Here is a 25,767-nt window from a genome sequence, read left to right on the forward strand (position 1 = left end):
TGATTATTCAATTTTGTATCTAATGGAAACTATAGTTTTTCTGTGCAATGGTGACGCAGAATATTACATGGGGACAAGAATTATTAAAAATAGGGAACTTCCTGGCTTAATAAAGTCAGTGATTTCATCAGGTGATTACTATAGAACATCCTGGAGTTGCGGCAATTCCAAATTTATAAAAGTTGGAGATAGAGCCTATCTTCAGAGGAGTGGCAATATTGGCAATCAACCTAGTGGCTTTATTGCTGCTGGTTATGTTATAGCTGCGCCAGAAGATGAGCAATTAAGACTTTTAGACAGCAGATATTCAGATTTAAGTAAAGCATACATATCTGATTATGATGGATATTTTGCTGTTAACTTACAAATAGATTCAGTTGTAGACTTTAATTTTCCTTTAAAACAAAAATATTTAAAAAAATTGCCACAATTTCAAGGAATAAATTTCAATTTTGGAGGAAGTGGTTGTAGATTTAATAGTAAATCTGTTTCCTCATTAGATTCCGAATGGGAGAAGCATTCTTTAATACAACAAAGACAAGGAAGAGGACGTAGGCTTGTTGATATCTTCTTTGAGCAGGGAGAGGATTTTAAGCAAAAGAAGGAGTACCAAGCTGCAATAGACGCTTATAAGTTAGCTCTAAAGGTAGATTCAAAATACAGCAAGGCAATTAATAAAATCAAACATTGTGAAGATATTTTGAACCCAAAAGGCAAGAATTTTCAGCATCCAGAACCATCGATACAATCGATAGAAACAGAACCAATTCCAGAGATGAATGAATTATTGCTGGCTAGAGAAACACTCGAACAAGACAAATTCTTCATTGTTAAAAGTGATGCCGATGCTCGCCAAAAAATTACAGTATCAATAGCTAGGAGACAGGGACAATCAAAGTTTCGCCAGTCTTTGCTAGATGCCTATTCTTGTAAGTGTGCAATTACCAATTTTGATGCAGAGGAAGCCCTAGAAGCTGCTCACATAATTCCATATGTTGAAACAGAAAACAATCATCCATCAAATGGTTTGTTATTACGTGCTGATTTGCATACTTTATTTGACTTAAACCTCATTGTAATTCATCCAGAAACAATTAAAATATATATTGCACCTACTCTCCACAAAACTGAATATCGAGAAATTAACGGAAGAGAACTGCGAGTTCCAAAAAATGAAATTTATCGTCCCAAGCAAAAGTTCTTGAAACAACGGTTCGAGCAGTGTCAATGGTGTCAAGATAAGTAGGGAGGCACAATTAGCTAAATAATAGTTTTAATGGAATGTAGCGCAAGTGCTAAGACAGCTATTTTTGAATCAATCTGGTTTGTATGGATTTTGAATTGGTTGGTGAACTATCTGAAATTGAAACGATAGAAGTTGGTAAATGTAAAATGAAGATAAAGCGATTTTTGGACTAAGCAGCTATGGCTAATACCTGCTGAAGCACAGCGTCAAGTAATAGACTTTATTGCTTTTTTGCGACAAAAATATACAGTAGTTAAATCTGGCTCTGAAAAAGCAAATGTTGATTTAGTAAATGATAGGTTTATTGGTATGTGGCGCGTAGGCGTAGCCCGTCGTAGACATCGCCAAGATTTAGCTGATAGTCATACTTGGGTGCGTAGTCTTCGATAATATATCCGTAACGCTGACAAAGCTTAATTATGTTATGGAACTATATTTAATTCGTCATGGTATAGCCGAAGACAGAACAGCTGATATTAAAGATGAAGACCGAGTTCTTACTAAGGAAGGAAGACAAAAGACAGAAAAAGTAGCCCAGCGATTAGTTAAGCTGGATCTACACTTTAATTTAATCTTGACAAGTCCTTTAGCAAGGGCGCGCCAAACAGCAGAAATCCTCATCGCAGCAGGACTCAGTTCACAAATTGAGGAATCTCACCACCTTGCTCCTGATGGTAATATTCATAGTTGGCTCAAAGACTGGCTAGAGCCGAGAAATTATGCCCAAAATAGCCAAATTGCCCTGGTGGGTCATGAACCTTGTTTGAGCCAGTGGGCAGAAATTCTTCTGTGGGGAGATGCTAAAGCCAGCTTAGTCTTGAAAAAAGCAGGTATGATCGGGATAAAACTACCAGAAATAGGCTCTCCTTTGGGTCGTAGTCAGATGTATTGGTTGACACCACCCAAGTACTTGCTATAACGGTTTTCTAACAGTTATGAAAGGACTTAGGTTATAACTGTCACTGTTATTGCGATAACGATTTCTGGTAAGTTAGCCTGAGCAAATCTTTCACAAAGCAGATGGTGTTGCCATGTCGGTGTGCGAATACAAGCCCGGTTTGGAAGGCATTCCTGCTGCCCAATCCAGTATCAGCTATGTTGACGGGCAAAAGGGAATACTAGAATATCGTGGTATCCGGATTGAGGAACTAGCAGCAAAAAGTACATTTTTGGAAACTGCTTATCTTTTAATCTGGGGTGAACTGCCAAGCAAGGAAGAATTGGAAGCATTTGAGGATGAAGTTCGCCACCACAGGCGGATTAAATATCGCATCCGGGATATGATGAAATGTTTTCCAGAAAGCGGTCACCCAATGGATGCTTTACAAGCCTCGGCTGCGGCATTAGGCTTGTTTTACTCTCGCCGGGATTTACATAATCCCGTATACATTCGAGATGCAGTTGTTCGCTTGATAGCAACCATTCCCACAATGGTGGCGGCGTTTCAGTTAATGCGCAAGGGTAACGACCCTGTACGGCCGCGCGATGACTTAGACTACTCCGCCAATTTTCTCTATATGCTCAACGAGAAACAACCCGATGAGTTGGCGGCGAAAATTTTTGATATTTGCTTGATACTTCATGTCGAGCATACGATGAATGCTTCTACCTTTAGTGCCAGGGTAACAGCTTCTACTCTCACAGACCCCTATGCTGTAGTCGCCAGTGCAGTGGGAACCTTGGGCGGGCCGTTACATGGTGGAGCTAATGAAGAAGTAATTCAAATGCTGGAAGAAATTGGCTCGGTGGCCAATGTCGGTCCCTATGTGGAAGACCTGCTGCAACGTAAAGCAAAGATTATGGGTTTTGGGCATCGTGTTTATAAGGTGAAAGACCCTAGAGCCACGATTTTACAGAACTTGGCAGAACAGTTGTTTTCCAAATTTGGAGACGACAAATATTATGAAATTGCTCAAGAGATGGAACGGGTAGTAGCAGAAAAACTGGGTCACAAAGGAATTTATCCTAATGTTGACTTTTACTCCGGTTTGGTGTATAGGAAAATGGGCATTCCCACAGACTTGTTTACACCCATTTTTGCGATCGCTCGTGTTGCTGGTTGGCTAGCCCACTGGAAAGAACAACTAGAAGAAAACCGGATTTTCCGTCCTACTCAGGTTTATAACGGTCGGCACGAAGTTCCTTATGTCGCCATTGACCAACGCTAATGGGCAGAATGACTGCCAATTATAGCAGCTTTCAACCAAGGGGAATCACAAAAATTGAAGAAAGCACAAACCGTTGCCACAATGAAGGCGGGAACTTGATCTTGTGGCAGCGGTATTAGGGGTTTTGCTGCGTGAATCCCAATCATTGCCATAAGTAGAACTTGTGGTTTTGATGCGAGGGGCTAAAACCATCCAACGATATACTAGGCATGGGAATTAGCAATCAAAATTCAATCAGGCGTCATCATCTAAGGATAAAGGCTGAAGGCTGAAGACTGAAATTTTACAATTCATACTTCATACTTCATACTTCACACTTCAGTTGACTTAAAGAGCGGAAACATGAACTCAGGAATTGACCTCCAAGGAACTTTTATTAAATCCCTCACGGATTTAGGACTACCACCAGATGCAGCCAAAGCTATTTGGATGCCTCTGCCAATGATACTGATGCTCATTGGAGCCACAGTGGGGGTACTAGTTGCCACTTGGCTGGAGCGAAAAATTTCCGCAGCAGCCCAGCAGCGGATTGGCCCAGAATACATGGGACCTTTTGGGTTGCTAGTGCCAGTTGCAGATGGTCTAAAGCTGGTATTTAAAGAAGATATCGTACCAGCCAAATCTGACCCCTGGCTATTTACCCTCGGCCCAATTATTGTTGTAATTCCAGTGTTTCTGTCTTTTCTGATTGTTCCCTTCGGACAGAATATTGTGATTACAAATGTGGGGATGGGGGTATTTTTGTGGATTGCCCTATCTAGCATTCAGCCAATTGGCTTGTTGATGGCTGGTTATGCATCGAATAATAAATACTCCCTCTTAGGGGGCTTACGGGCAGCAGCGCAATCAATTAGTTATGAAATACCCTTGGCGTTGAGCGTGCTAGCGATCGCTATGATGTCTAACAGCCTCAGCACCGTTGATATTGTCAACCAGCAATCAGGCTACGGTATATTAGGCTGGAACATTTGGCGACAACCTGTTGGGTTTCTCATTTTTTGGATAGCAGCCCTTGCTGAATGTGAACGCTTGCCCTTCGACTTACCGGAAGCAGAAGAAGAACTAGTTGCAGGTTATCAAACTGAATATGCCGGCATGAAATTCGGTCTATTCTACCTCGGTTCCTACGTCAACTTAATCCTTTCTAGCTTACTGGTTGCTATTTTATACCTAGGCGGCTGGGATTTTCCGATTCCCATCAATGTTATTGCTAATTTGTTGGGAATCAGTGAAGCAAACCCAGTCTTGCAGATAGTAACTGCTTCTTTGGGTATTATTATGACCGTACTCAAAGCCTACTTGCTAGTATTTGTCGCCATCCTGTTGCGCTGGACAGTACCACGGGTACGAATTGACCAACTGTTAGATTTAGGATGGAAGTTTTTGCTACCAGTTGGTTTGGTTAATCTCCTATTAACCGCAGCCCTGAAACTAGCTTTTCCCGTAGCCTTCGGTGGTTAGTCACGAGTCATGAGTCATGAGTTATTTCACAAATGACCAATGATAAATGACCAATGACAACTGAGCATAAGAGAGAGTAAAACACGATGCTAAAGTTCCTCAAACAAGTTGGCGATTATGCCAAAGAAGCAGTGCAAGCAGGTCGTTACATTGGTCAAGGGTTATCTGTTACCTTCGACCATATGCGGCGGCGGCCGATTACCGTCCAGTATCCTTACGAAAAACTAATTCCTGGCGAACGATTTCGCGGCAGAATTCACTTTGAGTTTGATAAGTGTATCGCCTGTGAAGTTTGTGTGCGCGTTTGTCCCATCAACCTACCCGTAGTCGATTGGGAATTTGACAAAGCCAGCAAGAAGAAAAAGCTCAATCACTACAGCATTGACTTTGGAGTTTGTATCTTCTGCGGTAACTGTGTGGAATATTGTCCAACCAACTGTCTATCAATGACAGAGGATTATGAACTTTCCACCTACGATCGCCATGAGTTGAACTATGACAGCGTAGCATTGGGACGTTTGCCATACAAGGTAACAAATGACCCAATGGTGACACCATTACGCGAATTAGTTTACCTGCCCAAAGGTGTCATGGAACCCCACGATCTACCCGCCGACGCACCACTTCCCGGTGCTATTCGCCAAGACTTGGTAGAACAAGCAGAAAAATAAATTTAGTTAGTCATCTGTCCTTTGTCATTTGTCTTTTGCTAATGACTAATGACTAATGACTAATGACCAATGACCAATGACAACTGATTGAGGACAAAAAACAGTGAATTTAGCAGAAGGAGTACAGGTTGTTTCCTTTGGTGTACTGGCTGTAATGATGATTGGGGCAGCAATAGGCGTGGTGTTGTCTTCTAGCATCGTCTATTCTGCCTTTTTGCTTGGTGGCGTATTCATCAGCATCGCTGGGTTGTACCTGTTGCTGAATGGTGATTTTGTAGCAGCTGCACAAATACTGGTTTATGTTGGTGCTGTTAACGTGCTGATCTTGTTTGCGATCATGTTGGTCAACAAGCGGCAGAATTTTGCACCATTTCCTAGTGCTGGAATCCGGAAAATATTAACAGCTGTAGTCAGTCTGGGACTCTTCGCTCTTTTGGGCACGATGATCTTAGCAACTCCTTGGGCTTATGCAACTGCTCCTGTAGTTGTTGAAAGTTCCATAGTTTTGATTGGTCAGCATTTCTTTACTGACTTTCTCCTACCTTTTGAATTGGCTTCTGTATTGTTGCTGATGGCTATGGTGGGAGCGATTATTTTGGCACGTCGCGAATACTTACCAGAACCAGGAACTACTTCCGAATTGCCACAAACCGTTTTGACTTTACCAGAACGGCCTAGAGAACTAGTATCAGCAAGTCAGGAAACACAAGAGTAATATTTAAAACTGCTCTTGCCAGTAAAAAGCCAGGTTTTTCAGAAGGAATACAGAGATTCATGCAACTCCAATACTTTTTGTTACTTGCGGCAGCTTTATTTTGTATTGGCATCTACGGTTTAATTACCAGCCGCAACGCCGTGCGGGTGCTGATGTCAATTGAGTTGCTGCTGAATGCTGTTAATTTGAATTTAATGGCATTTTCCAATTATCTTGACTCAACATTAATTAAGGGTCAGGTGTTTACCGTATTTGTGATCACCGTGGCCGCAGCCGAAGCGGCGGTAGGGTTGGCGATCGTGCTTGCCATTTATCGCAACCGTGATACCGTCGATATGGAGCAGTTTAATCTCCTCAAGTGGTAATTGTGCGTGCAACTCAAGCAGGTAATCATTGCTTATAAAGCGCGAGATGCCCAGAGTAAACGCTGGGCAGAAGTCTGTGCTAAACAACTAGAAAATCGCCAGTGTCAGGTATTGATCGGACCTAGCGGGCCAAAAGATAACCCTTACCCGGTGTTTTTGGCTTCAGTGGGTCAGCCAATCGATCTGGCATTGGTACTTGGTGGTGATGGTACTGTATTAACAGGAGCCAGACATTTAGCTCCAGCTGGCATCCCTATTCTGGGAGTGAATGTGGGAGGTCATCTGGGGTTCTTAACTGAGTCAGTTGAAGAATTCCAAGATACGGAAAAAGTGTGGGATAGGCTGTTTGAAGACCGCTATGCTGTTCAGCGGCGGATGATGTTGCAAGCAGCAGTGTTTGAAGGCTATGGATCGAATTTAGAACCAGTAAGCGATCGCTATTTGGCTTTGAATGAATTCTGTATCAAACCCGCCTCAGCCGATCGCATGATTACCTCAATTTTAGAAATGGAAATTGATGGTGAAGTTGTCGATCAATATGTTGGCGATGGGTTAATTGTTTCCACTCCCACTGGTTCCACTGGTTACACCGTTTCTGCTAACGGCCCAATTATGCACGATGGGATGGAAGCGGTTACCATCACTCCCATCTGTCCCATGAGTCTTTCTAGCCGTCCCCTCGTCTTACCCCCTGGTTCTGTGGTCAGCGTTTGGCCTTTGGGGGATTACGATTTGAGTACTAAGCTGTGGACAGATGGCGTATTAGCTACTTCAATATGGCCAGGACACCGCGTAGATGTGCGCATGGCTGATTGTCGGGCGAAATTTATTATTTTGCGGGAGAACAATTCATATTATCAGACCCTACGAGAGAAATTGCTTTGGGCAGGTACTAGGGTTCGCTACAGTAATAATCACCGCAATTGATGCTAAGTTTGTCCCTTTTTTAGTTTCCTGCCCTTCTCTACAGTAGCAAAAGTCATCTCAATCGATAATTGGTGCAAAAATTATACAAGCCTGCGGGTAAAACCGTGGGCTTGTTGGCTATATTGCGATCGCGATTAAACCGCGATCAATGGACAGATAATTCTCACACCGCATTCCGCCTCAGCAGAGAGTAATTGATAGCTGTGTAGTGGGAATACTAGCAATATAGCGGTTCTCAGTTGGATGCAATACAAAATTATATCGTTGCGGGTAGGGGCACGGCAGTGCCGTGCCCTCAAGAGTGTATTGGACTCAACTGAAAACCGCTATAGTAAAGTGGTCAGGGTGCTATGCCAGATAACCAACCAAAAGAATATGATGCTGTACTTGGTGGACAATTACAAGTTCCTGTAGATGGTGTGGTGTTAGGGGGAATTGAAGGAGTTAAAAAACGTTTAGCTCTAAAACCAATAGAACCAAGACTAGCAGCGCTTAAAGAGGCACTTAAATATGGTGATGCAGGTTTAGATTTAATAATAGAAGCTTTCCAACATCAACCACAGTTAAAACAATTTGCTTATACTCTACTATCCCAGCACCCAGATTCAAAAGCGAAGCAGTTAATAGAAAAGTGCAACCAATATGAATTTTTTCAGTGTATTGACTCATTAGAGGGGCATCAATATGAGGTTGGCTGGGTTCGTTTTAGTTCTGATGGCAAAAAATTTATTAGCGTCAGTAAAGATCTGACTATTAAAGTGTGGGATTTACACACAGAAAGAGTTATCCAAAATATTGAAACGCATGTTAGTAAGCGTATGGGAAAAGCTTACAATATCAATATCGCTTTTAGTTCAAACGAAAAAATAATTTGTATATCTACTAAATATAATTCCGAAATAGAAGTTTGGAATGTAAATACAAGAACTAAAGTTTTTACATTAGAAGGGCGCTCCAATGCAAAAAATAATCTAGCAGCTTCCCTTGCTATTAGTGCAGATGGAAAAATACTTTTTAATAGTGAAGACAACTACATCAAATTTTGGGATTTACAAACAGGAGATTTGCTTCGTAGTTTTGAATAGAAATCAGATATTGCTGCTCTTTGTGTAAGTCCAGATGGAAAAACTCTCTTTAGCGGTGCTTGGGACGAGGTCATAATTTGGAACTGGCAGACAGGTGAAATTATTAAAACTTTCAAAGTTAATTCAAAACATTATTGTAAATTTAATTGGATTGATATTTTAACTATTAGTTTAGATGATCGCTTTCTTGCAGGTATGAGTTTGAAAACAATTAAGGTATGGGATTTGGAAACGAAGCAAGAAATATATTCTTTTAACAATGAAGATAATTCATTTACGACCTCAGTCAGGATGGACAAACCTTAGCGATCAGCCCTTGGAAACAACCTATTGAAGTGTGGGATTTAAAGACAAGACAGTTAATAAATAATTTAGAATCCCATTCTAAACCAGTTATTGCTTTAGCTTTAAGCGCAGACGGAAAAACTTTAGTAACAGGTAGCGCAGACAAGATAATCAGATTATGGGATTGGCATAAAAAACAACAAATTAGCACTTTAGGTGGGACAAGATACGTACATAGTTTATGGCTCAGTCAAGATGGTAAGATTGTGGTAACAGGATCTTTTTTAGATAGTTTTGAAGTATGGGATACAATCAAAAAACAACATCTACATTCTTTACCGCAAATTGGAAACCCTCCCTGTGTTGCTATTAGCCCCGATAGCAAAACTTTAATTAGCCGTAGTTCATATGGAAATTTAACAACATGGGATTTACAAACAGGAAAAAAAACAGGTTCTTTACCAGTTGATTTATATCAAATTAACGATATTGTAATTAGCCCTGATGGTAAGACTCTTGTTTGTTGCCATAAGGAAATCCATCTGTGGGATATTAGTACAGGAAATTTAATTCGTACTTTTTCCAAGAATTCTATAAAAGTAAATTGTGCTGCTATTAGTTTAGATGAAAATATGCTGGTAACTGGCATGGATAATAATGCCATTATAGTTTGGGATTGGCAGACAGGTAAAGAAATACGCTCACTTGTTGGTCATAGAAAGCAAGTAAATTCTATCGCTATTAGCTTAGATGGAAATCTTTTAGTCAGCGGTAGTGACGATCAAACTGTTGTGCTGTGGAATTTACGAACGGGTGAGAAAATGCATGTTTTTCAGGGACATTCTGGAGAAGTATATTCTGTTGCTATTAGTCCTTACGGTCAGGTAGTTTTTAGTGGTAGCGAAGACGCTACTATCAAGATATGGGATGCAAAAACAGGCAAGTTAGTTAAAACTCTTGAGGGACATATATCTTGCGTTGATGCGATCGCGATTAGTCCAGACGGGCAAACTATATATAGTGGTAGCAATCGAGTTCGCGATAGTTCAATGAAAATTTGGGGACTACCAGTTTTAAAATAATTATTTCCTTTCCCAGGCGGAATTACGTTGTTGTGCGAAAAGATTATCGAGCTAGGTTAAATAATCGAAATAGACAGATAAAATAGATAAGCAAAAAATTCTGTATCTTATTGACGGATTTTTTTGCCAATTATATTCATAATACTAACACTCTAGATCCCCGACTTTTTAAAGAAGTCGGGGATCTGGGCAAAAAGTTTCGTTTAAGTAAATGCTATTCCACAACATAGTTATTTGCGCAATGCTTAAATTTTATTAGAATATTTTGCCCATTCCCAGTAGGAAGACAGATGGAAATTTCTAGTCCTGCTTCATCATTAATAGATTTTCCTGTGCTTCAAAGCAAAAACTATATCTTAAAACTAGCTACAACTGAAGAAGAATTAGCATCAATCTTGCGGTTGCGCTTTGAAGTTTTTAATCTTGAACTAGGTCTAGGTTTTTCTAATTCTAGCCTTACCCAAATGGATCGCGATAGGTTTGATACAGTTTGCCATCATTTAATGCTGATTTCTAAATTGACTGGTAAAACCATTGGCACTTATCGGATGCAAACCTATACAATGGCTTCCCAAGGGTTGGGTTTTGATGCTGCTGATATTTTTAATCTCAATGGGATTCCTAATACAGTACTTGCGATGTCTGTAGAAATTGGCAGAGCTTGTATAGCTAAAGAATACCGTAATAGTCAAGCACTTTTATTACTATGGCAAGGATTAGCACATTATCTAATTTGTAGTCAAAGTAAATATTTTTTTGGTTGTGCATCTTTACTCACACAAAATCCTTTACAAGCTACTTGTGCTTATCATTATTTTCAGCTTCATAACTTGATGCATCCCAGTATTTTGGTTTACCCAAATGCACAATATTCTCTAGAATTGGCTCAACATTGCCCTGATTCATGTAATGTGAATATTCCTAATATTGTGCAAGCATACTTGAATATTGGGGCAAAAATATGTAGTTTGCCAGCTATTGACAGACAATTCAAAACAATTGATTTTTTAACTATATCGAATATCGAAGAATTTACTAGATGGCACTCCCAAAGTTTTCAGAGTAAGTAAGTGTAAAGAAAATCTAGAAATGCTAAATCATTCGCGATCGCCAAGATCCCCGACTTCTTCAAGAAGTCGGGGATCTGAATATGTGAATTAACAGCCTAAATTTTTAATCAATTCTCAGCTTAAATTAATTTTTTCAAGAGCGCCAAGCTTTAAATTGTTATCAGAGAAGAGTTTGAGGACGTTAGCGTGATGAAGTTCAAGCATTTAGCTATTTTGAGTATGATTACTGTGATTAGCATAGGCTGTGCAAACCAGGAACCCTCAAATCAGACAAATACCCAAACAAAGCCTCCCGCAACGGTAGCGAGTTCCGGTTCTGGAGTTGGTGTGTTTAAGGCTGGGGAACATCCTACTCAGGGAAAAGTCAAAGTCGTCACTGAACAAGGAAAAAGTTACTTAGAGTTCGATCAAAATTTTAAAACCGATAAAGGCCCAGATTTATATGTAATTTTGTATCGTTCTGATGCTCCACCACAATCTGGTATTAAAGAGAAAGATTATCTGAGTATTGCTCCCTTACAAAAAATCAGCGGTACTCAACGTTATGCTGTACCTGAAAAAGTGAAGCTAGGAGAATTTAAATCTGTGGCTATTTGGTGTCGTAAATTCAATGCTACTTTCGGTTATGCTCCTTTAGCTAGTAGTTAAAGCTGCACTTAATTAGTCAAAATATCTCGCAAAAAAGTGTGAGATCAAAGCCTAGCGGTTATCTGTAAGACAGCCGTATTAATTCATTGCGTCAAAATTAGGTATTATATGGAATTAGCAGATTTTTTGGGGCTGATACATCCGGCGATCGCAATTATTTTTGTCTTCCCAATCATTGGCAATGTAGTCAATTTCGCATGGCAAACACGCCAACGACGTTTACAAACTTTAGCTAATGGTAAAAGCAAGATACCCCCAGTAGTTGGCGCAGATCATAGAAAGTTTGGTGAGTTGCTAACAAGTGCAGTTGTGGGTGTAACTTTGCTAGGTTTAGGTTATGCAATTGGTAAAAATATTGTCAAACATCAATTGTGGAGTACAGCACCTTTGAAAGTATTATTTATTGTCTTGATATTTTCTGCCACTATTAAATGTTTAATATTACTCTATCAAGCACGGCAGCGGCTGTGGCGGGGTATTTTTGCTTCTTTAACTGGTGCAGGTTTAGTGATTATTGGTTGTCAAGATGGAGTTTATCGCCTGACGAATGAGTGGTATTGGTCGCACTACTATATTGGGATTACCGCAGCTTTACTGATGATTTTCTCTGTGTCAATTGTCCAAGATATTTATCAGGATAAATCCCAGCGATGGCGCATTGTCCATACGATTTTAAATTGTATTGCTATATTACTATTTATTGGGCAAGGATTGACAGGAACGCGAGACTTACTAGCAATTCCCCTAAGTTGGCAAGAACCTTACATTTATCAGTGTGATTTTGCTCAAAAAACTTGTTTGACACCAAATCCTCAAATATCAAAGTGAATCAAATCAACAAAATTTTGCCAAAAATTGATCCTTTTTCATTACGGGTACGCTTAACGGTTGGCATTGCTGTATTTTCCGCTTTGGGATTGGGTAGCCTATCAATTTGGACTAGCTGGAAAATGCAGCAAATTTTAATTAATAGTCATAAACATCATATTGAACAAATTGCCGATCGCCTACCCCGTGATGTGCAAATCTATAGCGAAATGATGTCACCAATGGAGGGGTTACAAAAGTCAGTTGATAACTTAATCAATACAGATACATTTATCTGGATAAAAAACCCTGAAAATCAAATTATCGCTAAATCTAATAATTGGAATCAGCTATCAGATGCAGCAGCATCTGAGTTAATGTCTCTCACAGAGATGTCAGTTAAACCCCAAATAACTAAAGTTCAGCAACGTTACTTTGTTTTATGTGGTGGTTCATTACCAGTCAAGGGTAAGGTGCTAGGAAAGCTATTTGTAGTACAGGATGTTACCCGCGAACAGACTATGTATTTGGCAATAGTGGAAAGTTTAGGAATTGCTAGTATTGTAGCAATTATCGTCATCTCACTAGCGATCGCATTTTATATCAAGCGTTCTCTACAGCCACTGCGTCAGCTTAGTCAAATGACAGCAGTCATTTCCGCCGCCGATTTACCAGAAGCACAATTATCTCTCGATCAAGCACCTAGCGAAGTTAAAGAATTAGCTCTGACTTTCAATATGATGTTATCGCGTCTCTCGCAATCTTGGGAACAAGAGCGACAGTTTGTCAGCAATGTTTCCCATGAGTTACGCACACCATTAACAATTGTTCATGGTTACTTACAAAGCGTATTGCGTCGGCAAAATAATTTAACACCTACTCAATTAGAAGCTTTAGAAACTGCGGCGTTAGAAGCAGAACATACCATTCGGCTTTTACAAGACTTACTGGATTTAGCACGAGCAGATAGTGGTTATTTACATTTTTCGATGGAACCTTGTGTGCTGAATGACTTAGTTGTAGAAGTTGTGGGGATGGCACAGAAATATAGCGATCGCCAAATTATCATTGAGTCTATAAATCACACCATTGAGGTCAAAGCAGACTATAATCGCCTCAAACAAGTATTATTAAATTTAATTGATAATGCTGTTAAATATTCTGAATCAGATAGTCCAGTAATTGTCAAGTTAAATCACCAAGGTGAAGAGGCAATTATTCAAGTTTGTGACCAAGGTCATGGTATACCTTTAAAACATCAGTCTCGCATTTTTGAGCGATTTTATCGCGTAGATGAAACCCGTAACCGTTCTACTGGGGGTTCTGGTTTGGGGTTATCGATTGTGAAAACACTGTTAGAAAGTATGGGTGGGAGTGTGAGCGTGCGATCGCGCTTAGGTGAAGGTAGTGTCTTTACAGTTAGCTTACCCACTTCACCGTTACTGGAACATCGCTACAATCATCAAACTAGTTGATCTCAAGATTGAAGTTTTTTCAAAGAATTTTCATTTAACTTAATTTATACTAATTTAACTCATAATTTCCTTCAAATAAACACCAAGTAAACCAAAACATAGGTACACATTCAACGCCAGTTGATAGATAAAAAATGAAGTCGCAAATCGCAAGTCGCAAGTATTAAACTGCTGAAGCAAAATTATCAGCAACTCTAGAAGGCTGTATAAAAACTTAATAAAAATAGTGGTATGAATGCCGCTGAAAGACTTATTTTGATGAAGCAACAGAGTGTAATGGCAACTTGACTATTACTGTTGTGCCTACATCCTGCTGACTTTCTATTTGAATCTTTCCTCCATGTAGATCTACAGCCTTTTTCACAATAGCAAGTCCCAGCCCTGTACCTTGAGTTGTTCCCACATTACTGGCGCGGTAAAAAGTTTGAAATAGATAAGGTTGATCCTTGAGGGGAATTCCTCTACCTTGGTCTTGGACTCTAAAAGTTGCTATGTCATCTTTACAGAGCAAATCTAACAAAATATTGCTTTGTGGTGGAGAATATTTGATGGCATTAGACAGTAAATTAGTGAAGATGCAATTGAGCAATTCTTCATCCATTTCTACTTGCGTGCATTCTCCTTGATAATTGAAAATAATCTTGTGCTGATTACCGCCACTAATTTGGAAGATTTCTATCAGTTCACAACAAAAATTTTCTAAATTTAAAGGTGTCGGATATAGCTCTAATTTCGATGTTTCAGTTCTGCTCAAGAACAATATCTCATCTAAAAGCTCAAGAGTCTGGTTAATAGCTTTTTGAATTCGACTAAAGTATTTAGCGCGGCGATCGTCAGTGAGTTTATCGTTGTTATATTCGAGGATTTCTATCGCGGTGCGAATCGTGGTCATGGGAGTACGGAACTCGTGGGAAACCATCGCGACAAAGTTGGACTTTAACTCGTTGAGTTCTTGCTCTTTTGCGAGAGCTTGACGGCTACGTTCCTCACTATCTCGCAGTTTTCTGAGAATTTCGCCCCGTTCAATAGCGTAACGCATTGCACGCAATAACCGCTGGATTGTAATTTGGTCTTTGACAAGATAGTCTTGTGCGCCTTCGGTCATGGCTTGGATTGCTAAATCTTCATCATCCAGCCCAGTTAATACTACAACTGAAATATCAGGTATTGCGGAGCGATATTCTTTTAACGTATCTAGTCCAGTCGAGTCGGGGAGATGGAGGTCTAACAAAACAACATCAAATCTTTGTTGCTCACCACTTTGGGTTTGACAATCATCGGTAGTTGGTCTAGTATTTTCTCTACTCATATCTATTGCCTCAGATAACCGCTCAACATGAGTCATCTGCCATTCACTGGGATTTGCACGCGACAAAATCTGACGGATGAGCATGGCATCAGTAGGGCTATCTTCTACCAGTAGGATGTGAATTTTGGTCTTTTCCATAAGGTAGGCTTTGATGAATTGGCTAGATAATCTGCTTGTTTGCCACTTGTCACTAAGCATTTACAGGCACTCGCTAAGATCAAATACAGATATATCTGTGGTTATTAATGTTTTTATGCATTTATCTGTGATTGCTTAAGATTTTTTAACATGAGGTTGAGAGAAAATTTGAGCATAATTTACCTGAAAATTTTCAACCACAGGAATTTAACTTAACCTGAGTTCGATAGACAAGACTTGTCGCCTGATGTGGAAAAGCCCAGGAAAAACCTAACACCTGAATGCCCTTCCCTCTCTCTTTGGGGTAACATTAAAAGTTTTTTTCCTTATAAGAACAAGATTTAGAAAAAGGTTTTCCATAACCCATAAAAAAAATCAGACGACTATTTCGGAAGCGCCACTGCTGCTAGCCAGAAGTCTTTAATCAATTGCACAACCTGGATGAATTGGTAGATATCTATCGGTTTGGTTACGTAGCAATTAGCACTAAGATTATAAGAGCGGAGAATATCCTGTTCGTCTGTTGATGTTGTCAGAACCACAACAGGAATCAGCTTGAAATTTGGATCTGATTTGACTTCTGTGAGAACTTCGCGCCCATCCATACCAGGCAAATTTAAGTCGAGTAAGATTAAATCTGGACGAAGCGCATCAGAAAATTCACCTTCTTGTCGCAGGTAGTTCATCGCCATTTCACCATCTTCAACCCAGTGCAAGTTGTTGGCAATTTTGGCATTTTGGAAGCCTTTAATGGTAAGGTTGGCATCACTAGGAGAGTCTTCTACTAGCAAAATTTCAATACATCTAAAAGCCTGATTATTCAACATTATAAGTATTTATGATCGCCATGTCACACACTTTATAGATTAACCCTAATTCTCCTTCAAAGTAAAATAAAATGTCGTTCCTACTTTTAACTGAGACTCTGCCCAAATTCGACCGCCGTGTCGCTCAACAATTTTTTTGCAGATAGCTAGACCGATACCTGTACCAGAAAATTCTCGCCGGGTATGTAGGCGGCGAAATACTTCAAAAATTCGTTCCAGATATTGGGGCTTAATCCCGATGCCATTATCTTGTACCCAAAAAAGCCATTCATGGGATTTTGGATGGAGAAATTGGGCTTCTGGTGGCTCCTGTGCTTTCTCTATCTGTACCTCAGCCTCAAGGGTTTCTGCACCTTTAACTACACCGATGTGAATTTGAGGTGGCTTGTCTTGGCGAAACTTAATGGCGTTAGCGATGAGATTTTGGAATAATTGCACTAGTTGGGTTTTGTCAGCAAGCAGAGTAGGCAAAGGATCATGGGTGATGATTGCGTTGCTTTCGGCGATCGCTATTTGTAAATTACTGAGTGCTTGATTGAGTACAATATTACAGTCAGTGTGAACAAATGCTTGACCGCGAGTCCCCACACGAGAATAAGCGAGCAAGTCTTGAATTAACTGTCGCATCCTCGTAGCTCCATCGACAATGTAACCCAAGTATTCCCGCGCCGACTCATCCAAAAACTGCTGATATTCTTCTTCTAACAATTGGCTATAACCAGCTACAGCGCGTAATGGTTCTTGTAAATCGTGAGAAGCTACATAAGCAAACTGCTCTAACTCCTGGTTAGAACGTTTAAGATCCTCATTCAGCTTAGATAGTTCGGCTGTTCTTTGGGCAACTTTAATTTCTAACTCTGCTTTTGCCTGTTGCAGCGCCTGCTCGGCAAGTTTTCTCTCGGTAATATCAGTATGAGTACCTACCCACTCTATAATCTGCTCATTCGCATCTAATACCGGAATCGCCCGGACAGCAAAAAATCGATAACTACCATCAGCAACTTGCACACGATGTTCTACCTGATAAATATTCTTCTGTGTGAATGCTTGATTCCAAATAGACTCTGTTAACTGCCTATCTTCAGGATGAATTGCATCCAACCATCCCCAACCCTTGGCTTCTTCTTCATTTTGACCAGTTAAATTTATCCAAGAGGAATATTCTTTGGGTAAGCCTTGAGCATCAGCCAACCAAACTGCTTGAGCTGTAGCAATCACTAGCGAACGATAACGGTTTTCACTTTTTTCTAAGGCAATTTCTGCAATTTTGCGTTCGGTGATGTCTTGAAAGAAAATTGATAGCCCTTGCTCTGAAGGATAGATGCGATTTACAAACCAGCGTTCCCAAGGAGAATAATATTCTTCTATTTCAATCACTTGGTGTGTTGCTACAGCTTGGTAGTAGGCATGATAAAACTTTTGTCCAACACCTTCGGGAAATTCTTCCCAGATATTCTTACCAATTAATTCTTGAGGATTGCGGTTAAAAATTTGCCCTGCTCTTTCATTAACGTAGGTGTAACACCAATTGCGATCGATAGCAACAAAAGCATCTGAAACTGTTTCTAAAATATTTGCTAATTGCGCTTTGGCAGCTTGTTTTTCCAGATGAATAGATTCTTTTGATAATTGCTTGTTAATTTGAATTTGCTTTTGCAGTAATAAGTAAACCCTTATGAGCAAGAGAAAACTCAAGCCATATCCTAGACTAATTACCAGAATAATTTGATTGATTCTATAATTCGTTACTGCTGTTCGCTGTTGCAATAAAATGATTTCTTCATTTTTCATTACTTGGCTAATTGCCTGGAATTGTTTAGCTACTGCATTATTTTGATCTGTAATGACTATTTGCTTGGCTTTATTTGCCGGATTTTGTTTGAGTAGATTAATTAATTCTTCAAGTAAATCAAATCTGCGAGCAATCAGGGGTTTAAGTAGATCTAATCGGCGTTGTTGCTTAGCATTATCCTTGGTTAATTGGTGCAATTCTTGAAATGCCTGGTAAACCTGTTGCTTGTTTGCTCCATAATTTTTGAGGTAATCTACCTTGCCAGTGAGCATAAAACCCCGTTGTCCACTTTCGGCATTGAGAAATCCGTGATTCAAATTATCCAAAATATTTAAAACTTGATCGGTATGAATTACCCATTGCTTATCTTCTTTAAGCTTTTGCACACTCCAGTATGAACCTACGCCCACGCTAGACAACAACAGTAGTGCTAACCCAAAACCACCTGCAATAAATTTTTCTGTTATTTTTTTCATCGCCTATTCACAGAAGCGTTGCTGAGTATTATCTCAGATTCAATGTCAATGACGATATGTTTATACAATGGTACAAATATACTGTACGGGGAATATATACAGCAATCCTATTTCGGTTGTGAAAATCGAGATGCTCAGATCCCCGACTTCTCAAAGAAGTCGGGGATCTAATTTTTCACGAATGATTTAAGACTGCTATATAAACAAAAAAATTGAGTGGAAATTGCGCTCTCATCTACAATTTCCACTCAAAAATTGGTGAATTAGGGTCAACAAAAAAGCTTTGTTAGACTGGGTCAATTTGACGCAGTTGAGAGTAATTAGCGAGATTCAGTGCCTTGATTGGGGCTACCTGCTACATTATCTTCACCAGGTGCTTCTGGCTTAGCGGTTTCTCTAGCATCGCTTTTTTCAGCATCACCAGTTTTGCGGATTTCGTCTTCAAGGGGGGTTTGGTAACCACCAGAAGCGTTAGGTGTAGTACCTTCATTATTAGATTTTTGCTTTTGTTGTTCAGACATAATTAGAACTCCTGTGATTAATTCTTGGCTATATTTTAAGAACAACAGGAGTGCAATTTTATCTATCTAGAATATAGTTATACCTGCTTCCTTCCTCTATCGGAAGTAATGTTTAGTATTATTTATCAAACATCAATTCTCACGAGGTGTGATTGAGTATTAAAGTGTAATGGCTGCTATACAAAATATATAAGTAGAATTAATGCAACAGAGCAATTTAGCTTTACCATCTGGATGTACTGTTCGCAAGGCAACATCTGAGGATAATTGGTCGATTAGGTTGCTGGTATTATCTGCTAAACTAGACCCGACTCAATTACGTTGGCAGCAGTTTTGGGTGATTGAATGCGAGAGTGCTTCGCACACGCTTCGCGATCGCCAGTTAGCAGCTTGCGGACAGCTACGTAATTTTTCTGATATCCAAGAACTAGGTAGTTTAGTTGTTGCACCAGCTTGGCGAGGTCGTGGTTTGGGCAGTTTTCTCACCCAGCATTTGATCGCTACAGCCACTCAGCCGTTATATTTAGAATGTCTCGGTCAGCGATTAGCAGAGTTTTACAGCCGCTTTGGCTTTGTAACCGTTGCTTTTGAAGATTTACCGCGATCGCTCAAACCTAAGTTTCGATTGTCAGAATTAGGTAGAAAGCTGATTCGAGTTCCTGTGGTGTTTATGCACTATCCACACTCAGGGACTTCCAATTAAAAAAATATTCTATCGCCTGAAGACAGGGGGGAGCAGCTTTTATTATTGGAGAGGCTTTGATTCTCTCCCCTTCCCTACAAGGGAAGGGGCTGGGGGTTAGGTCTCATAATGATGGTTGACAGCAGTTTTCACGTATTTGCACCACATCTATCGTCAGGGCACAGCAGTGCTGTGCCCCTACAGTGTGGTATTTTTACCTGAAAATGGCTGTAAATACATGAAAACTGCTGTAACGTGAAACCCATGTCCCGCAAGGAACTTAGGGCATGTTTTGGGATGTTGGGTTTCGTTCCTCAACCCAAGCTTGTCTTGTTAAAGAAAGTTTTGACCTTGTTAAAGAAAGTTCTAACTTTGTTAAAGAAAGTTCTAACTTTGTTAAAGAAAGTTCTGACCTTGTTAAAGAAAGTTCTAACTTTTTTTTCAGCGATCGCGCCACCGTCCCGTTGATTCAGATTTTTGCTACCGACATTAGCGAAACAGCCATTAGCAAAGCCCGAACAGGCTTCTACCTAGAAAGCCAGATGGAAGGCGTTTCACCGGAGCGTAAAAGTCGGTTCTTTGTCCCCCAGGCAGAGGGAGGGTATCAAATTAGCAGTACCATTCGCGAATTGTGTGTGTTTGCCCATCATAACTTATGCGACGACCCCCCGTTCTCGAATCTCGATCTGATTAGCTGTCGCAACCTGCTGATTTATTTATCCGATCGCCAGCAAGAGCGCATCATGGCGTTGTTTCATTACAGTCTCAACTTAACGGGCTGCCTGGTGTTGGGTACGGCAGAAAGCGTCAAAGCTAGCTCAAATTTGTTTACGCCCGTGGATGAAGCCTGCAAAATCTATGCCCGAAAATTGAGCTTATCTAATCGCTTATTTGCGTTTACAGCTACTTCTGGGCGCGTCCCCAGTCTCCATAATTCGCAGCCCATCCCAGAAAATCGTTCCATTCCCTTTGATTTAGCCCGAGAAGTTGACCAACTGATCGCCAATCGCTATATGCCGCTATCAGTCGTGGTCGATGAACAGATGCAGATCTTACAGATACGCAAAGACCTCGATCTTTACCTGAAGTTGACCCCTAGCACCACAGAGCTAAACCTGCTGTCTATGGCACGCGAAGGGCTGGTAACACCCCTTCGCACCGCCCTGTATCAGGCTCAGGCAGAGAACGTGCTGGTGCGGCTGGAAGACATTCAAATGGAACAGGGTGAGCGAACGCGGCTGAATCTGGAGGTGCTGCCATTTCGCCCAGCCCTGACAAACACGCTCTATTTTTTGGTGCTTTTTAATCCCATCTCGCCCTCTGCCCCTGCCTCTAACACATTGACCAGTCCCGCAACGGTAGAAAACTTGGAGCCAGCGGACTTAGCGCGTGAGCTTGTAACGCTTCGTCAGGCGCTGTCTGCTGCCACCCAACGCGAACTCTCGGCCCAAGCGCATCTGCAAACGGTGATTCAGGAGCAAAACCAACTCAACCAAAACTTACGCATAGCGAATGAAGAGATCCTATCGAGCAATGAGGAACTGCAAAGCACGAATGAAGAACTGCAAACAGCAAAAGAAGAAGTTCAAGCCACCAATGAGGAACTCTCGACGACCAATGAAGAACTGCGGAGTCGGAATCTGCAACAAAATCGAGACAATAGCGATCTCAACAACTTTATCGCCAGCATTAATATCCCGATTGTGATGCTGACGAATGACTTAAGGATTCGCCGCTTTACACCAACCGCCCAGCGACTGTTCAATTTCATCCCCACCGATATCGGACGACCCTTCACTGACCTGCATGGCAATTTTGACGTTTCCCAGCTAGAACCGATGATTTTGGAGGTGTTGGAGACCCTCAATACAAAAGAACAGGAGATCCAAACAGAAGCCGGATACTGGTATAGTATCCGCATTCGCCCCTATCGCACCACTGAAAACCAAATTGACGGTGTGACAATGGTGCTACAGGATATTGATGCCCTCAAACGCTACACCGCCAGCATAGAGAGCGCTCGCAACTATGCAGAAACCATCATTGAGACGGTGCAAATCCCTCTGGTTGTGCTGGACGCTGATTTACGGGTGAATGCCGCGAATCGCGCGTTTTACCAGACATTTCGCGTTTCTGAAGCTGAAACCATCCAGATGTTGCTGTTTGAATTAGGCAATGGGCAGTGGGATATTCCCAAACTGCGATCAATGTTGAACAGTATTCTGGCGGATGAGCTTGCGGTGCAGGATTTTGAGGTCAATCATGATTTTGAGCAGATTGGGCATAAAAATATGCTGCTCAATGGGTGCAAACTGCACCGAGAAGACAACATAGACATGATTTTGCTAGCGATCTCAGATGTTACCGAGCGCACGGCACGCCAGAGGGTTGAAGCGGCCAGTCGTGCCAAAGATGAATTTCTCGCTATTCTGTCCCATGAACTGCGAAATCCGCTCACCGTGCTACTGGGCTGGGTGCCACTGCTCCGCAACCGCGACTGCGACGAGGCAACAGTCGATCACGCCTTAGAAGCCATTGAGCAGAGCAGTAAGCAACTCCATTACCTAATTGAAGATATTCTGGATACCTCTCGGATTGCGAGTGGCAAGTTGCAATTGAATAGCCACCCGATCGACTTGAGCTTATTGGTTCAAGCTGCTCTCGATAGCGTTAACTTATCGGCGGTGGCAAAAAATATTCAGTTAGTGTCATCGTTGAGTTCGATCTCCGTGCTGGGGGATGCCGAACGCTTGCAGCAAGTGCTGGGGAACCTGCTCTCGAATGCGATCAAGTTTACGCCTGCGGGTGGACGAGTAGACATCACGCTGTCACAGGTTGACCAGCAGGCGCAAATTCAAGTCAGTGACACAGGAATTGGTATTCCAGCAAATTTATTGCCACATATTTTCGAGCGGTTCTATCAGGGCGATTCCAGTACAACCAAAACCAATCAAGGGCTAGGATTGGGCTTGGCGATCGTGCGGTATCTCATCGAGCTGCATGGTGGCACTGTGCTGGCAGAAAGTCCGGGCGAAGGACAAGGTGCCACACTGACTGTGCGGTTGCCTTTATACGTCCCGCCCCCAACCTCACCACCGATTGTCGAACCGAAGGTAGAAACATCTTTGGACGCTTCGCAAAATCTCCCCTCTCTAGAAGGCTTGCAGATCCTGGTGGTTGATGATCAGGTCAATATGCTTTTAGTTTTGCAGTTGATGCTAAAGACTTACGGGGCAGAGGTGCTGACCGTAACGACTGCCAGAGCAGCGCTCTCTGCGCTCCGCGAAAGCCCTAACCGCTATGATGTGCTGATTTCTGATCTCGGCTTGCCTGAGGAAGATGGCTACTTCCTGATTCAACAGGTGCGATCGCTCAGTGCGGCAGCCGGAGGACAAATTCCGGCGATCGCGCTGACCGGCTATGCCAGTAAAGCAGCACAACAACGGGCGATCGAGGCTGGGTTTCAAATGCACATAGCTAAACCCGTTGATCTGGTTCAACTGGGTGCAATAGTTGCCGATTTTGCTAAACGAACTTAACGGCTTGCCGTTACACGAGGCTTTCCTTCACAAAAAAATTACATTTCGAGTTTTAATTCGGAGTTCTGACCTTGTTAAACAAAGTTTTTATCTTGTTAAAGAAAGTTGTTATGTGCCGTAGCTCCTTGTAGGATAAGGGGCTGGGTGGGTGAGGTCGCGATCAATTACGTCGGTTTCGCAAAAATTGTCAGCAATACAGGCGCTAATAAATAGTAATGACCGACACAGGCTAATCCAGCCGCAGCACCCATAAGTTCCCGTTGATTTGGGCTATAAAATCTAACATTCCCAAGGGAACCCAATGTTACATGCAATTCTGGCTGACTTTTAACAGTGGTGTCAACTAAATAAAACCTGCCACCAGGGGATAGCACCCGTGCTACTTCGTGCAAAATCTGTTTGGGTTCTAAATAGTGTAAAAAACTGATAGTGTTAAAAACTGCGTCAAACTGACCCTCAGCAAAAGGAAGAGACTCAGCTTTACCTTCAACATAAATCAACCGGGGACGATGGCGGTTATTCTGTCTAGCTAGGCGCACCATCTTTGGAGATAAATCTAATCCAGTACCGCGTAAATCAGGAAATTTAGTAGCAAGGCGATCCAGCAACCGACCTGTACCACAACCTAAGTCGAGTACATGAGAGCGAGGTGGTAAATCAACGTATTCTAGCAATCGTTTGTGGATACTTTGGTAAAACACTGAAGGTAAAAGCCAGTCATAGCTTGGCGCCCAAAGGTCAAACGCTTGCTTTTTGTTAGTAATAAAGTCATTGGTCATTTGTCATTTGTCATTTGTCATTGGGCATTGGGCATTGAGCATTGAGCATTTATTATTTCTCCCTCATCTTCCTTGTCTCCCTTGTCTCCCTTGTCCCCCTCATCCCCCTCATCCCTTCCTGTACTCTAGCCTAAAGCTCACACTCCTGCATGTGGGTATAAACGCTTGATAAAGTTCGGATAAACCTACTGAAAAATCGCCAATTTGGCATGGCAAATTTATTTTCAGACGATAGGATAGCGATCGCACCAGTAATCATCCGGAAAATAAAAACTTGAGTGTGTAGTTAGATTTGTCTTAAAAGGACAAATGCACCTACAAGAGAACTCACTAAGAACCCCTATTGGTGTGCATAAAACTCAATAACTTAGCCTATAAATTTATAGGGATACAAATCCCATCGACTAAGCGAACTTTGCAATTATAAATTATTAGGAGAAAAATTATGTCATGCTTTACTCAAATTCTGTTACATCACGACCTACTCTACCCAGTGCGTGAATGGTTAGAAAGTATAGAAATTCATAACCGCAAACTAGCTCATTTTTTGTGCAAAGCCATTCCTGCTCAATGTCCGTTTGAGAGAGACATTACACTCTTCGGTCGGAAGTTAGTTCACATTCCACCGATGTGTAAGTTAAATCCTCTTTACGAACAAGTAGTAACTTTGCGATTTAAAGCTCTCTGTTATCTTGCGGATGAATGTGGTGAAGATGTAGCAGTATACTGCTAAATCTTCAGGGTTTTGTGATGTAGCAGTCATCAGTAACCGCAGATTTACGGTTGTTACTGACTCAGAACTATACTAAGCTGACGGAGTACTAATTAGATGTCTAACTATTTACAGTTAGTACCTCTCTAAATTTGCTGAATCTGTTTCTGTGCTAACCATACCCTGCTGAAATCATCAACATCATCTATGACGCACATCTTACTGGTTGAAGATGAAGTCACACTCGCACGATTTGTAGAATTAGAACTGAATTATGAGGGTTATCAAGTCAGTGTTGCTTACGATGGATTCACTGCCATTACCGCAGCACAGAAGTTGCATCCTGATTTAGTAATTGTAGACTGGATGTTACAAGGATTATCTGGGTGCGAAACTTGCCGACGGCTGCGAAGTATTGGCGATCAAGTACCGATAATTTTATTAACTACCAAGGATGAAGCCAGCGATCGCATTGCAGGCTTAGACACTGGTGCGGATGATTATCTAGTTAAACCCTTTGGTGTCGAAGAGTTAGTTACTAGAGTTCGTGCCCATCTGCGAAAAATCCAGCGAATAGATGCCGCAGATATCTTAGAATTTGAAGACCTCAGTTTAAATCGTCGGACACGAAAAGTATATCGAGGCCAGCGGTTAATTGATTTAACCGAACAGGAATTTGATTTACTGGAGTATTTACTGATTCATCCAAGAGAGGTAATTACAAGCGATCGCATTTTAGAAGAAGTCTGGAGTAACTATTTCATGTGCGATTCGCAGATCATAGAAAAGTACATTTGCTATTTGTGCCAAAAACTTGAGGCTAATAACGAAAAACCTCTCCTGCAAACTGTATATGGTATCGGCTACGTTTTACATAATTAATCCAGACTTGCACTAATCCCCCAAACCTCCTTATTTTATCGGTGTTTGGGGGATTTGTTGTTTGTAAGCCAAACTCTAGACAATTATACTCTCCTACTTTAGGAA

At 41.3% G+C, this 25,767-nt stretch carries 25 protein-coding genes; 20 read left to right on the top strand and 5 right to left on the bottom strand.

Annotation, left to right across the window (positions count from 1 at the left end; genetic code table 11):
* Nucleotides 1–22: 22 nt before the first annotated feature.
* From AACU32_RS36975 to AACU32_RS37045, 16 genes are all read left to right on the top strand, one after another.
* Nucleotides 23–1,246 carry an HNH endonuclease gene (locus AACU32_RS36975; RefSeq protein WP_096607211.1) on the top strand — a complete coding sequence of 408 codons (1,224 nt, stop codon included), beginning with the start codon at nt 23–25 and terminating at the stop codon, nt 1,244–1,246.
* A 424-nt stretch (nt 1,247–1,670) separates the two neighbouring features.
* A complete protein-coding gene (sixA, locus tag AACU32_RS36980) occupies nt 1,671–2,165 on the top strand; it encodes a phosphohistidine phosphatase SixA (RefSeq protein WP_096607213.1) in 495 nt (164 codons plus the stop codon).
* A gap of 112 nt (nt 2,166–2,277) precedes the next feature.
* Nucleotides 2,278–3,414 (top strand): citrate synthase, encoded by a 1,137-nt coding sequence (locus AACU32_RS36985; protein ID WP_096607214.1) that lies wholly within the window; start codon nt 2,278–2,280, stop codon nt 3,412–3,414.
* A gap of 342 nt (nt 3,415–3,756) precedes the next feature.
* A complete protein-coding gene (nuoH, locus tag AACU32_RS36990) occupies nt 3,757–4,875 on the top strand; it encodes an NADH-quinone oxidoreductase subunit NuoH (RefSeq protein ID WP_096607215.1) in 1,119 nt (372 codons plus the stop codon).
* A gap of 86 nt (nt 4,876–4,961) precedes the next feature.
* Nucleotides 4,962–5,546 (top strand): NAD(P)H-quinone oxidoreductase subunit I, encoded by a 585-nt coding sequence (ndhI, locus tag AACU32_RS36995; RefSeq protein WP_096607216.1) that lies wholly within the window; start codon nt 4,962–4,964, stop codon nt 5,544–5,546.
* A gap of 103 nt (nt 5,547–5,649) precedes the next feature.
* A complete protein-coding gene (locus tag AACU32_RS37000) occupies nt 5,650–6,261 on the top strand; it encodes an NADH-quinone oxidoreductase subunit J (RefSeq protein WP_096607217.1) in 612 nt (203 codons plus the stop codon).
* A 59-nt stretch (nt 6,262–6,320) separates the two neighbouring features.
* Nucleotides 6,321–6,626: an NADH-quinone oxidoreductase subunit NuoK gene (nuoK, locus tag AACU32_RS37005; RefSeq protein ID WP_011319473.1), complete on the top strand. Its 306-nt coding sequence runs from the start codon at nt 6,321–6,323 to the stop codon at nt 6,624–6,626.
* A gap of 6 nt (nt 6,627–6,632) precedes the next feature.
* Nucleotides 6,633–7,553 carry an NAD(+) kinase gene (locus AACU32_RS37010; RefSeq protein WP_096607218.1) on the top strand — a complete coding sequence of 307 codons (921 nt, stop codon included), beginning with the start codon at nt 6,633–6,635 and terminating at the stop codon, nt 7,551–7,553.
* Between the two features lie 71 nt (nt 7,554–7,624).
* The gene (locus AACU32_RS37015) at nt 7,625–7,747 is read left to right on the top strand and encodes a hypothetical protein (RefSeq protein WP_339378581.1); all 123 of its coding nucleotides are present in this window, start codon (nt 7,625–7,627) and stop codon (nt 7,745–7,747) included.
* Between the two features lie 156 nt (nt 7,748–7,903).
* Complete coding sequence (locus tag AACU32_RS37020; protein ID WP_096607219.1) at nt 7,904–8,638, top strand: WD40 repeat domain-containing protein; 735 nt, start codon at nt 7,904–7,906, stop codon at nt 8,636–8,638.
* A 9-nt stretch (nt 8,639–8,647) separates the two neighbouring features.
* Nucleotides 8,648–8,944, top strand: coding sequence for a WD40 repeat domain-containing protein (locus tag AACU32_RS40840; protein WP_445223246.1), 297 nt, complete (start codon nt 8,648–8,650; stop codon nt 8,942–8,944).
* A gap of 29 nt (nt 8,945–8,973) precedes the next feature.
* Nucleotides 8,974–10,005 (top strand): WD40 repeat domain-containing protein, encoded by a 1,032-nt coding sequence (locus AACU32_RS37025; RefSeq protein WP_096607220.1) that lies wholly within the window; start codon nt 8,974–8,976, stop codon nt 10,003–10,005.
* Nucleotides 10,006–10,295: 290 nt separating this feature from the next.
* On the top strand, nt 10,296–11,075 hold the full coding sequence (locus AACU32_RS37030; protein ID WP_096607221.1) for a GNAT family N-acetyltransferase: 780 nt from the start codon (nt 10,296–10,298) through the stop codon (nt 11,073–11,075).
* A gap of 189 nt (nt 11,076–11,264) precedes the next feature.
* Nucleotides 11,265–11,723 (top strand): DM13 domain-containing protein, encoded by a 459-nt coding sequence (locus tag AACU32_RS37035; protein WP_096607222.1) that lies wholly within the window; start codon nt 11,265–11,267, stop codon nt 11,721–11,723.
* 108 nt (nt 11,724–11,831) lie between these two features.
* Nucleotides 11,832–12,551, top strand: a complete 720-nt coding sequence (locus AACU32_RS37040; RefSeq protein WP_096607223.1) for a DUF4079 domain-containing protein — start codon at nt 11,832–11,834, stop codon at nt 12,549–12,551.
* On the top strand, nt 12,548–14,005 hold the full coding sequence (locus tag AACU32_RS37045) for a sensor histidine kinase (RefSeq protein ID WP_096607224.1): 1,458 nt from the start codon (nt 12,548–12,550) through the stop codon (nt 14,003–14,005). Before AACU32_RS37040 ends, AACU32_RS37045 begins: the two co-directional genes overlap by 4 nt.
* Before the next feature lie 250 nt (nt 14,006–14,255).
* On the opposite strand, the gene AACU32_RS37050 is transcribed toward AACU32_RS37045, so the two are convergent.
* The 4 genes from AACU32_RS37050 to AACU32_RS37065 all read right to left on the bottom strand — a co-directional run bounded on the left by AACU32_RS37050 (nt 14,256) and on the right by AACU32_RS37065 (nt 19,068).
* Nucleotides 14,256–15,452 (bottom strand): ATP-binding protein, encoded by a 1,197-nt coding sequence (locus tag AACU32_RS37050; RefSeq protein WP_096607225.1) that lies wholly within the window; start codon nt 15,450–15,452, stop codon nt 14,256–14,258.
* A 383-nt stretch (nt 15,453–15,835) separates the two neighbouring features.
* Nucleotides 15,836–16,279, bottom strand: a complete 444-nt coding sequence (locus AACU32_RS37055; protein WP_096607226.1) for a response regulator — start codon at nt 16,277–16,279, stop codon at nt 15,836–15,838.
* Nucleotides 16,280–16,324: 45 nt separating this feature from the next.
* Nucleotides 16,325–18,547 carry a CHASE3 domain-containing protein gene (locus AACU32_RS37060; RefSeq protein ID WP_096607227.1) on the bottom strand — a complete coding sequence of 741 codons (2,223 nt, stop codon included), beginning with the start codon at nt 18,545–18,547 and terminating at the stop codon, nt 16,325–16,327.
* Nucleotides 18,548–18,867: 320 nt separating this feature from the next.
* Nucleotides 18,868–19,068: a hypothetical protein gene (locus tag AACU32_RS37065; protein WP_096607228.1), complete on the bottom strand. Its 201-nt coding sequence runs from the start codon at nt 19,066–19,068 to the stop codon at nt 18,868–18,870.
* 202 nt (nt 19,069–19,270) lie between these two features.
* Between AACU32_RS37065 and AACU32_RS37070 the strand changes: the two genes are divergently transcribed.
* Both AACU32_RS37070 and AACU32_RS37075 read left to right on the top strand, forming a co-directional pair.
* The gene (locus AACU32_RS37070) at nt 19,271–19,771 is read left to right on the top strand and encodes a GNAT family N-acetyltransferase (RefSeq protein WP_096607229.1); all 501 of its coding nucleotides are present in this window, start codon (nt 19,271–19,273) and stop codon (nt 19,769–19,771) included.
* A gap of 266 nt (nt 19,772–20,037) precedes the next feature.
* Nucleotides 20,038–23,289 (top strand): CheR family methyltransferase, encoded by a 3,252-nt coding sequence (locus AACU32_RS37075; protein WP_096607230.1) that lies wholly within the window; start codon nt 20,038–20,040, stop codon nt 23,287–23,289.
* Nucleotides 23,290–23,453: 164 nt separating this feature from the next.
* On the opposite strand, the gene AACU32_RS37080 is transcribed toward AACU32_RS37075, so the two are convergent.
* On the bottom strand, nt 23,454–24,068 hold the full coding sequence (locus tag AACU32_RS37080; RefSeq protein WP_096607231.1) for a class I SAM-dependent methyltransferase: 615 nt from the start codon (nt 24,066–24,068) through the stop codon (nt 23,454–23,456).
* 445 nt (nt 24,069–24,513) lie between these two features.
* Between AACU32_RS37080 and AACU32_RS37085 the strand changes: the two genes are divergently transcribed.
* Together AACU32_RS37085 and AACU32_RS37090 are read left to right on the top strand one after the other, a co-directional pair.
* The gene (locus AACU32_RS37085) at nt 24,514–24,801 is read left to right on the top strand and encodes a Mo-dependent nitrogenase C-terminal domain-containing protein (protein WP_096607232.1); all 288 of its coding nucleotides are present in this window, start codon (nt 24,514–24,516) and stop codon (nt 24,799–24,801) included.
* Nucleotides 24,802–24,987: 186 nt separating this feature from the next.
* Nucleotides 24,988–25,662 carry a response regulator transcription factor gene (locus AACU32_RS37090; protein WP_096607233.1) on the top strand — a complete coding sequence of 225 codons (675 nt, stop codon included), beginning with the start codon at nt 24,988–24,990 and terminating at the stop codon, nt 25,660–25,662.
* Nucleotides 25,663–25,767 lie beyond the last annotated feature (105 nt).

The sequence above is a fragment of the Calothrix sp. NIES-2100 genome (genome assembly GCF_963875285.1).
Taxonomy (GTDB): Bacteria; Cyanobacteriota; Cyanobacteriia; order Cyanobacteriales; family Nostocaceae; genus Aulosira.

Bases quoted from the DNA above. Each gene is read 5' to 3' on its own strand.
- AACU32_RS36975 (WP_096607211.1), top strand. From the start codon at position 23: ATGGAAACTATAGTTTTTCTGTGCAATGGTGACGCAGAATATTACATG.
- sixA (WP_096607213.1), top strand. From the start codon at position 1,671: ATGGAACTATATTTAATTCGTCATGGTATAGCCGAAGACAGAACAGCT.
- AACU32_RS36985 (WP_096607214.1), top strand. From the start codon at position 2,278: ATGTCGGTGTGCGAATACAAGCCCGGTTTGGAAGGCATTCCTGCTGCC.
- nuoH (WP_096607215.1), top strand. From the start codon at position 3,757: ATGAACTCAGGAATTGACCTCCAAGGAACTTTTATTAAATCCCTCACG.
- ndhI (WP_096607216.1), top strand. From the start codon at position 4,962: ATGCTAAAGTTCCTCAAACAAGTTGGCGATTATGCCAAAGAAGCAGTG.
- nuoK (WP_011319473.1), top strand. From the start codon at position 6,321: ATGCAACTCCAATACTTTTTGTTACTTGCGGCAGCTTTATTTTGTATT.
- AACU32_RS37020 (WP_096607219.1), top strand. From the start codon at position 7,904: ATGCCAGATAACCAACCAAAAGAATATGATGCTGTACTTGGTGGACAA.
- AACU32_RS37030 (WP_096607221.1), top strand. From the start codon at position 10,296: ATGGAAATTTCTAGTCCTGCTTCATCATTAATAGATTTTCCTGTGCTT.
- AACU32_RS37035 (WP_096607222.1), top strand. From the start codon at position 11,265: ATGAAGTTCAAGCATTTAGCTATTTTGAGTATGATTACTGTGATTAGC.
- AACU32_RS37040 (WP_096607223.1), top strand. From the start codon at position 11,832: ATGGAATTAGCAGATTTTTTGGGGCTGATACATCCGGCGATCGCAATT.
- AACU32_RS37050 (WP_096607225.1), bottom strand. From the start codon at position 15,452: ATGGAAAAGACCAAAATTCACATCCTACTGGTAGAAGATAGCCCTACT.
- AACU32_RS37055 (WP_096607226.1), bottom strand. From the start codon at position 16,279: ATGTTGAATAATCAGGCTTTTAGATGTATTGAAATTTTGCTAGTAGAA.
- AACU32_RS37060 (WP_096607227.1), bottom strand. From the start codon at position 18,547: ATGAAAAAAATAACAGAAAAATTTATTGCAGGTGGTTTTGGGTTAGCA.
- AACU32_RS37065 (WP_096607228.1), bottom strand. From the start codon at position 19,068: ATGTCTGAACAACAAAAGCAAAAATCTAATAATGAAGGTACTACACCT.
- AACU32_RS37070 (WP_096607229.1), top strand. From the start codon at position 19,271: ATGCAACAGAGCAATTTAGCTTTACCATCTGGATGTACTGTTCGCAAG.
- AACU32_RS37075 (WP_096607230.1), top strand. From the start codon at position 20,038: ATGTTTTGGGATGTTGGGTTTCGTTCCTCAACCCAAGCTTGTCTTGTT.
- AACU32_RS37080 (WP_096607231.1), bottom strand. From the start codon at position 24,068: ATGACCAATGACTTTATTACTAACAAAAAGCAAGCGTTTGACCTTTGG.
- AACU32_RS37085 (WP_096607232.1), top strand. From the start codon at position 24,514: ATGTCATGCTTTACTCAAATTCTGTTACATCACGACCTACTCTACCCA.
- AACU32_RS37090 (WP_096607233.1), top strand. From the start codon at position 24,988: ATGACGCACATCTTACTGGTTGAAGATGAAGTCACACTCGCACGATTT.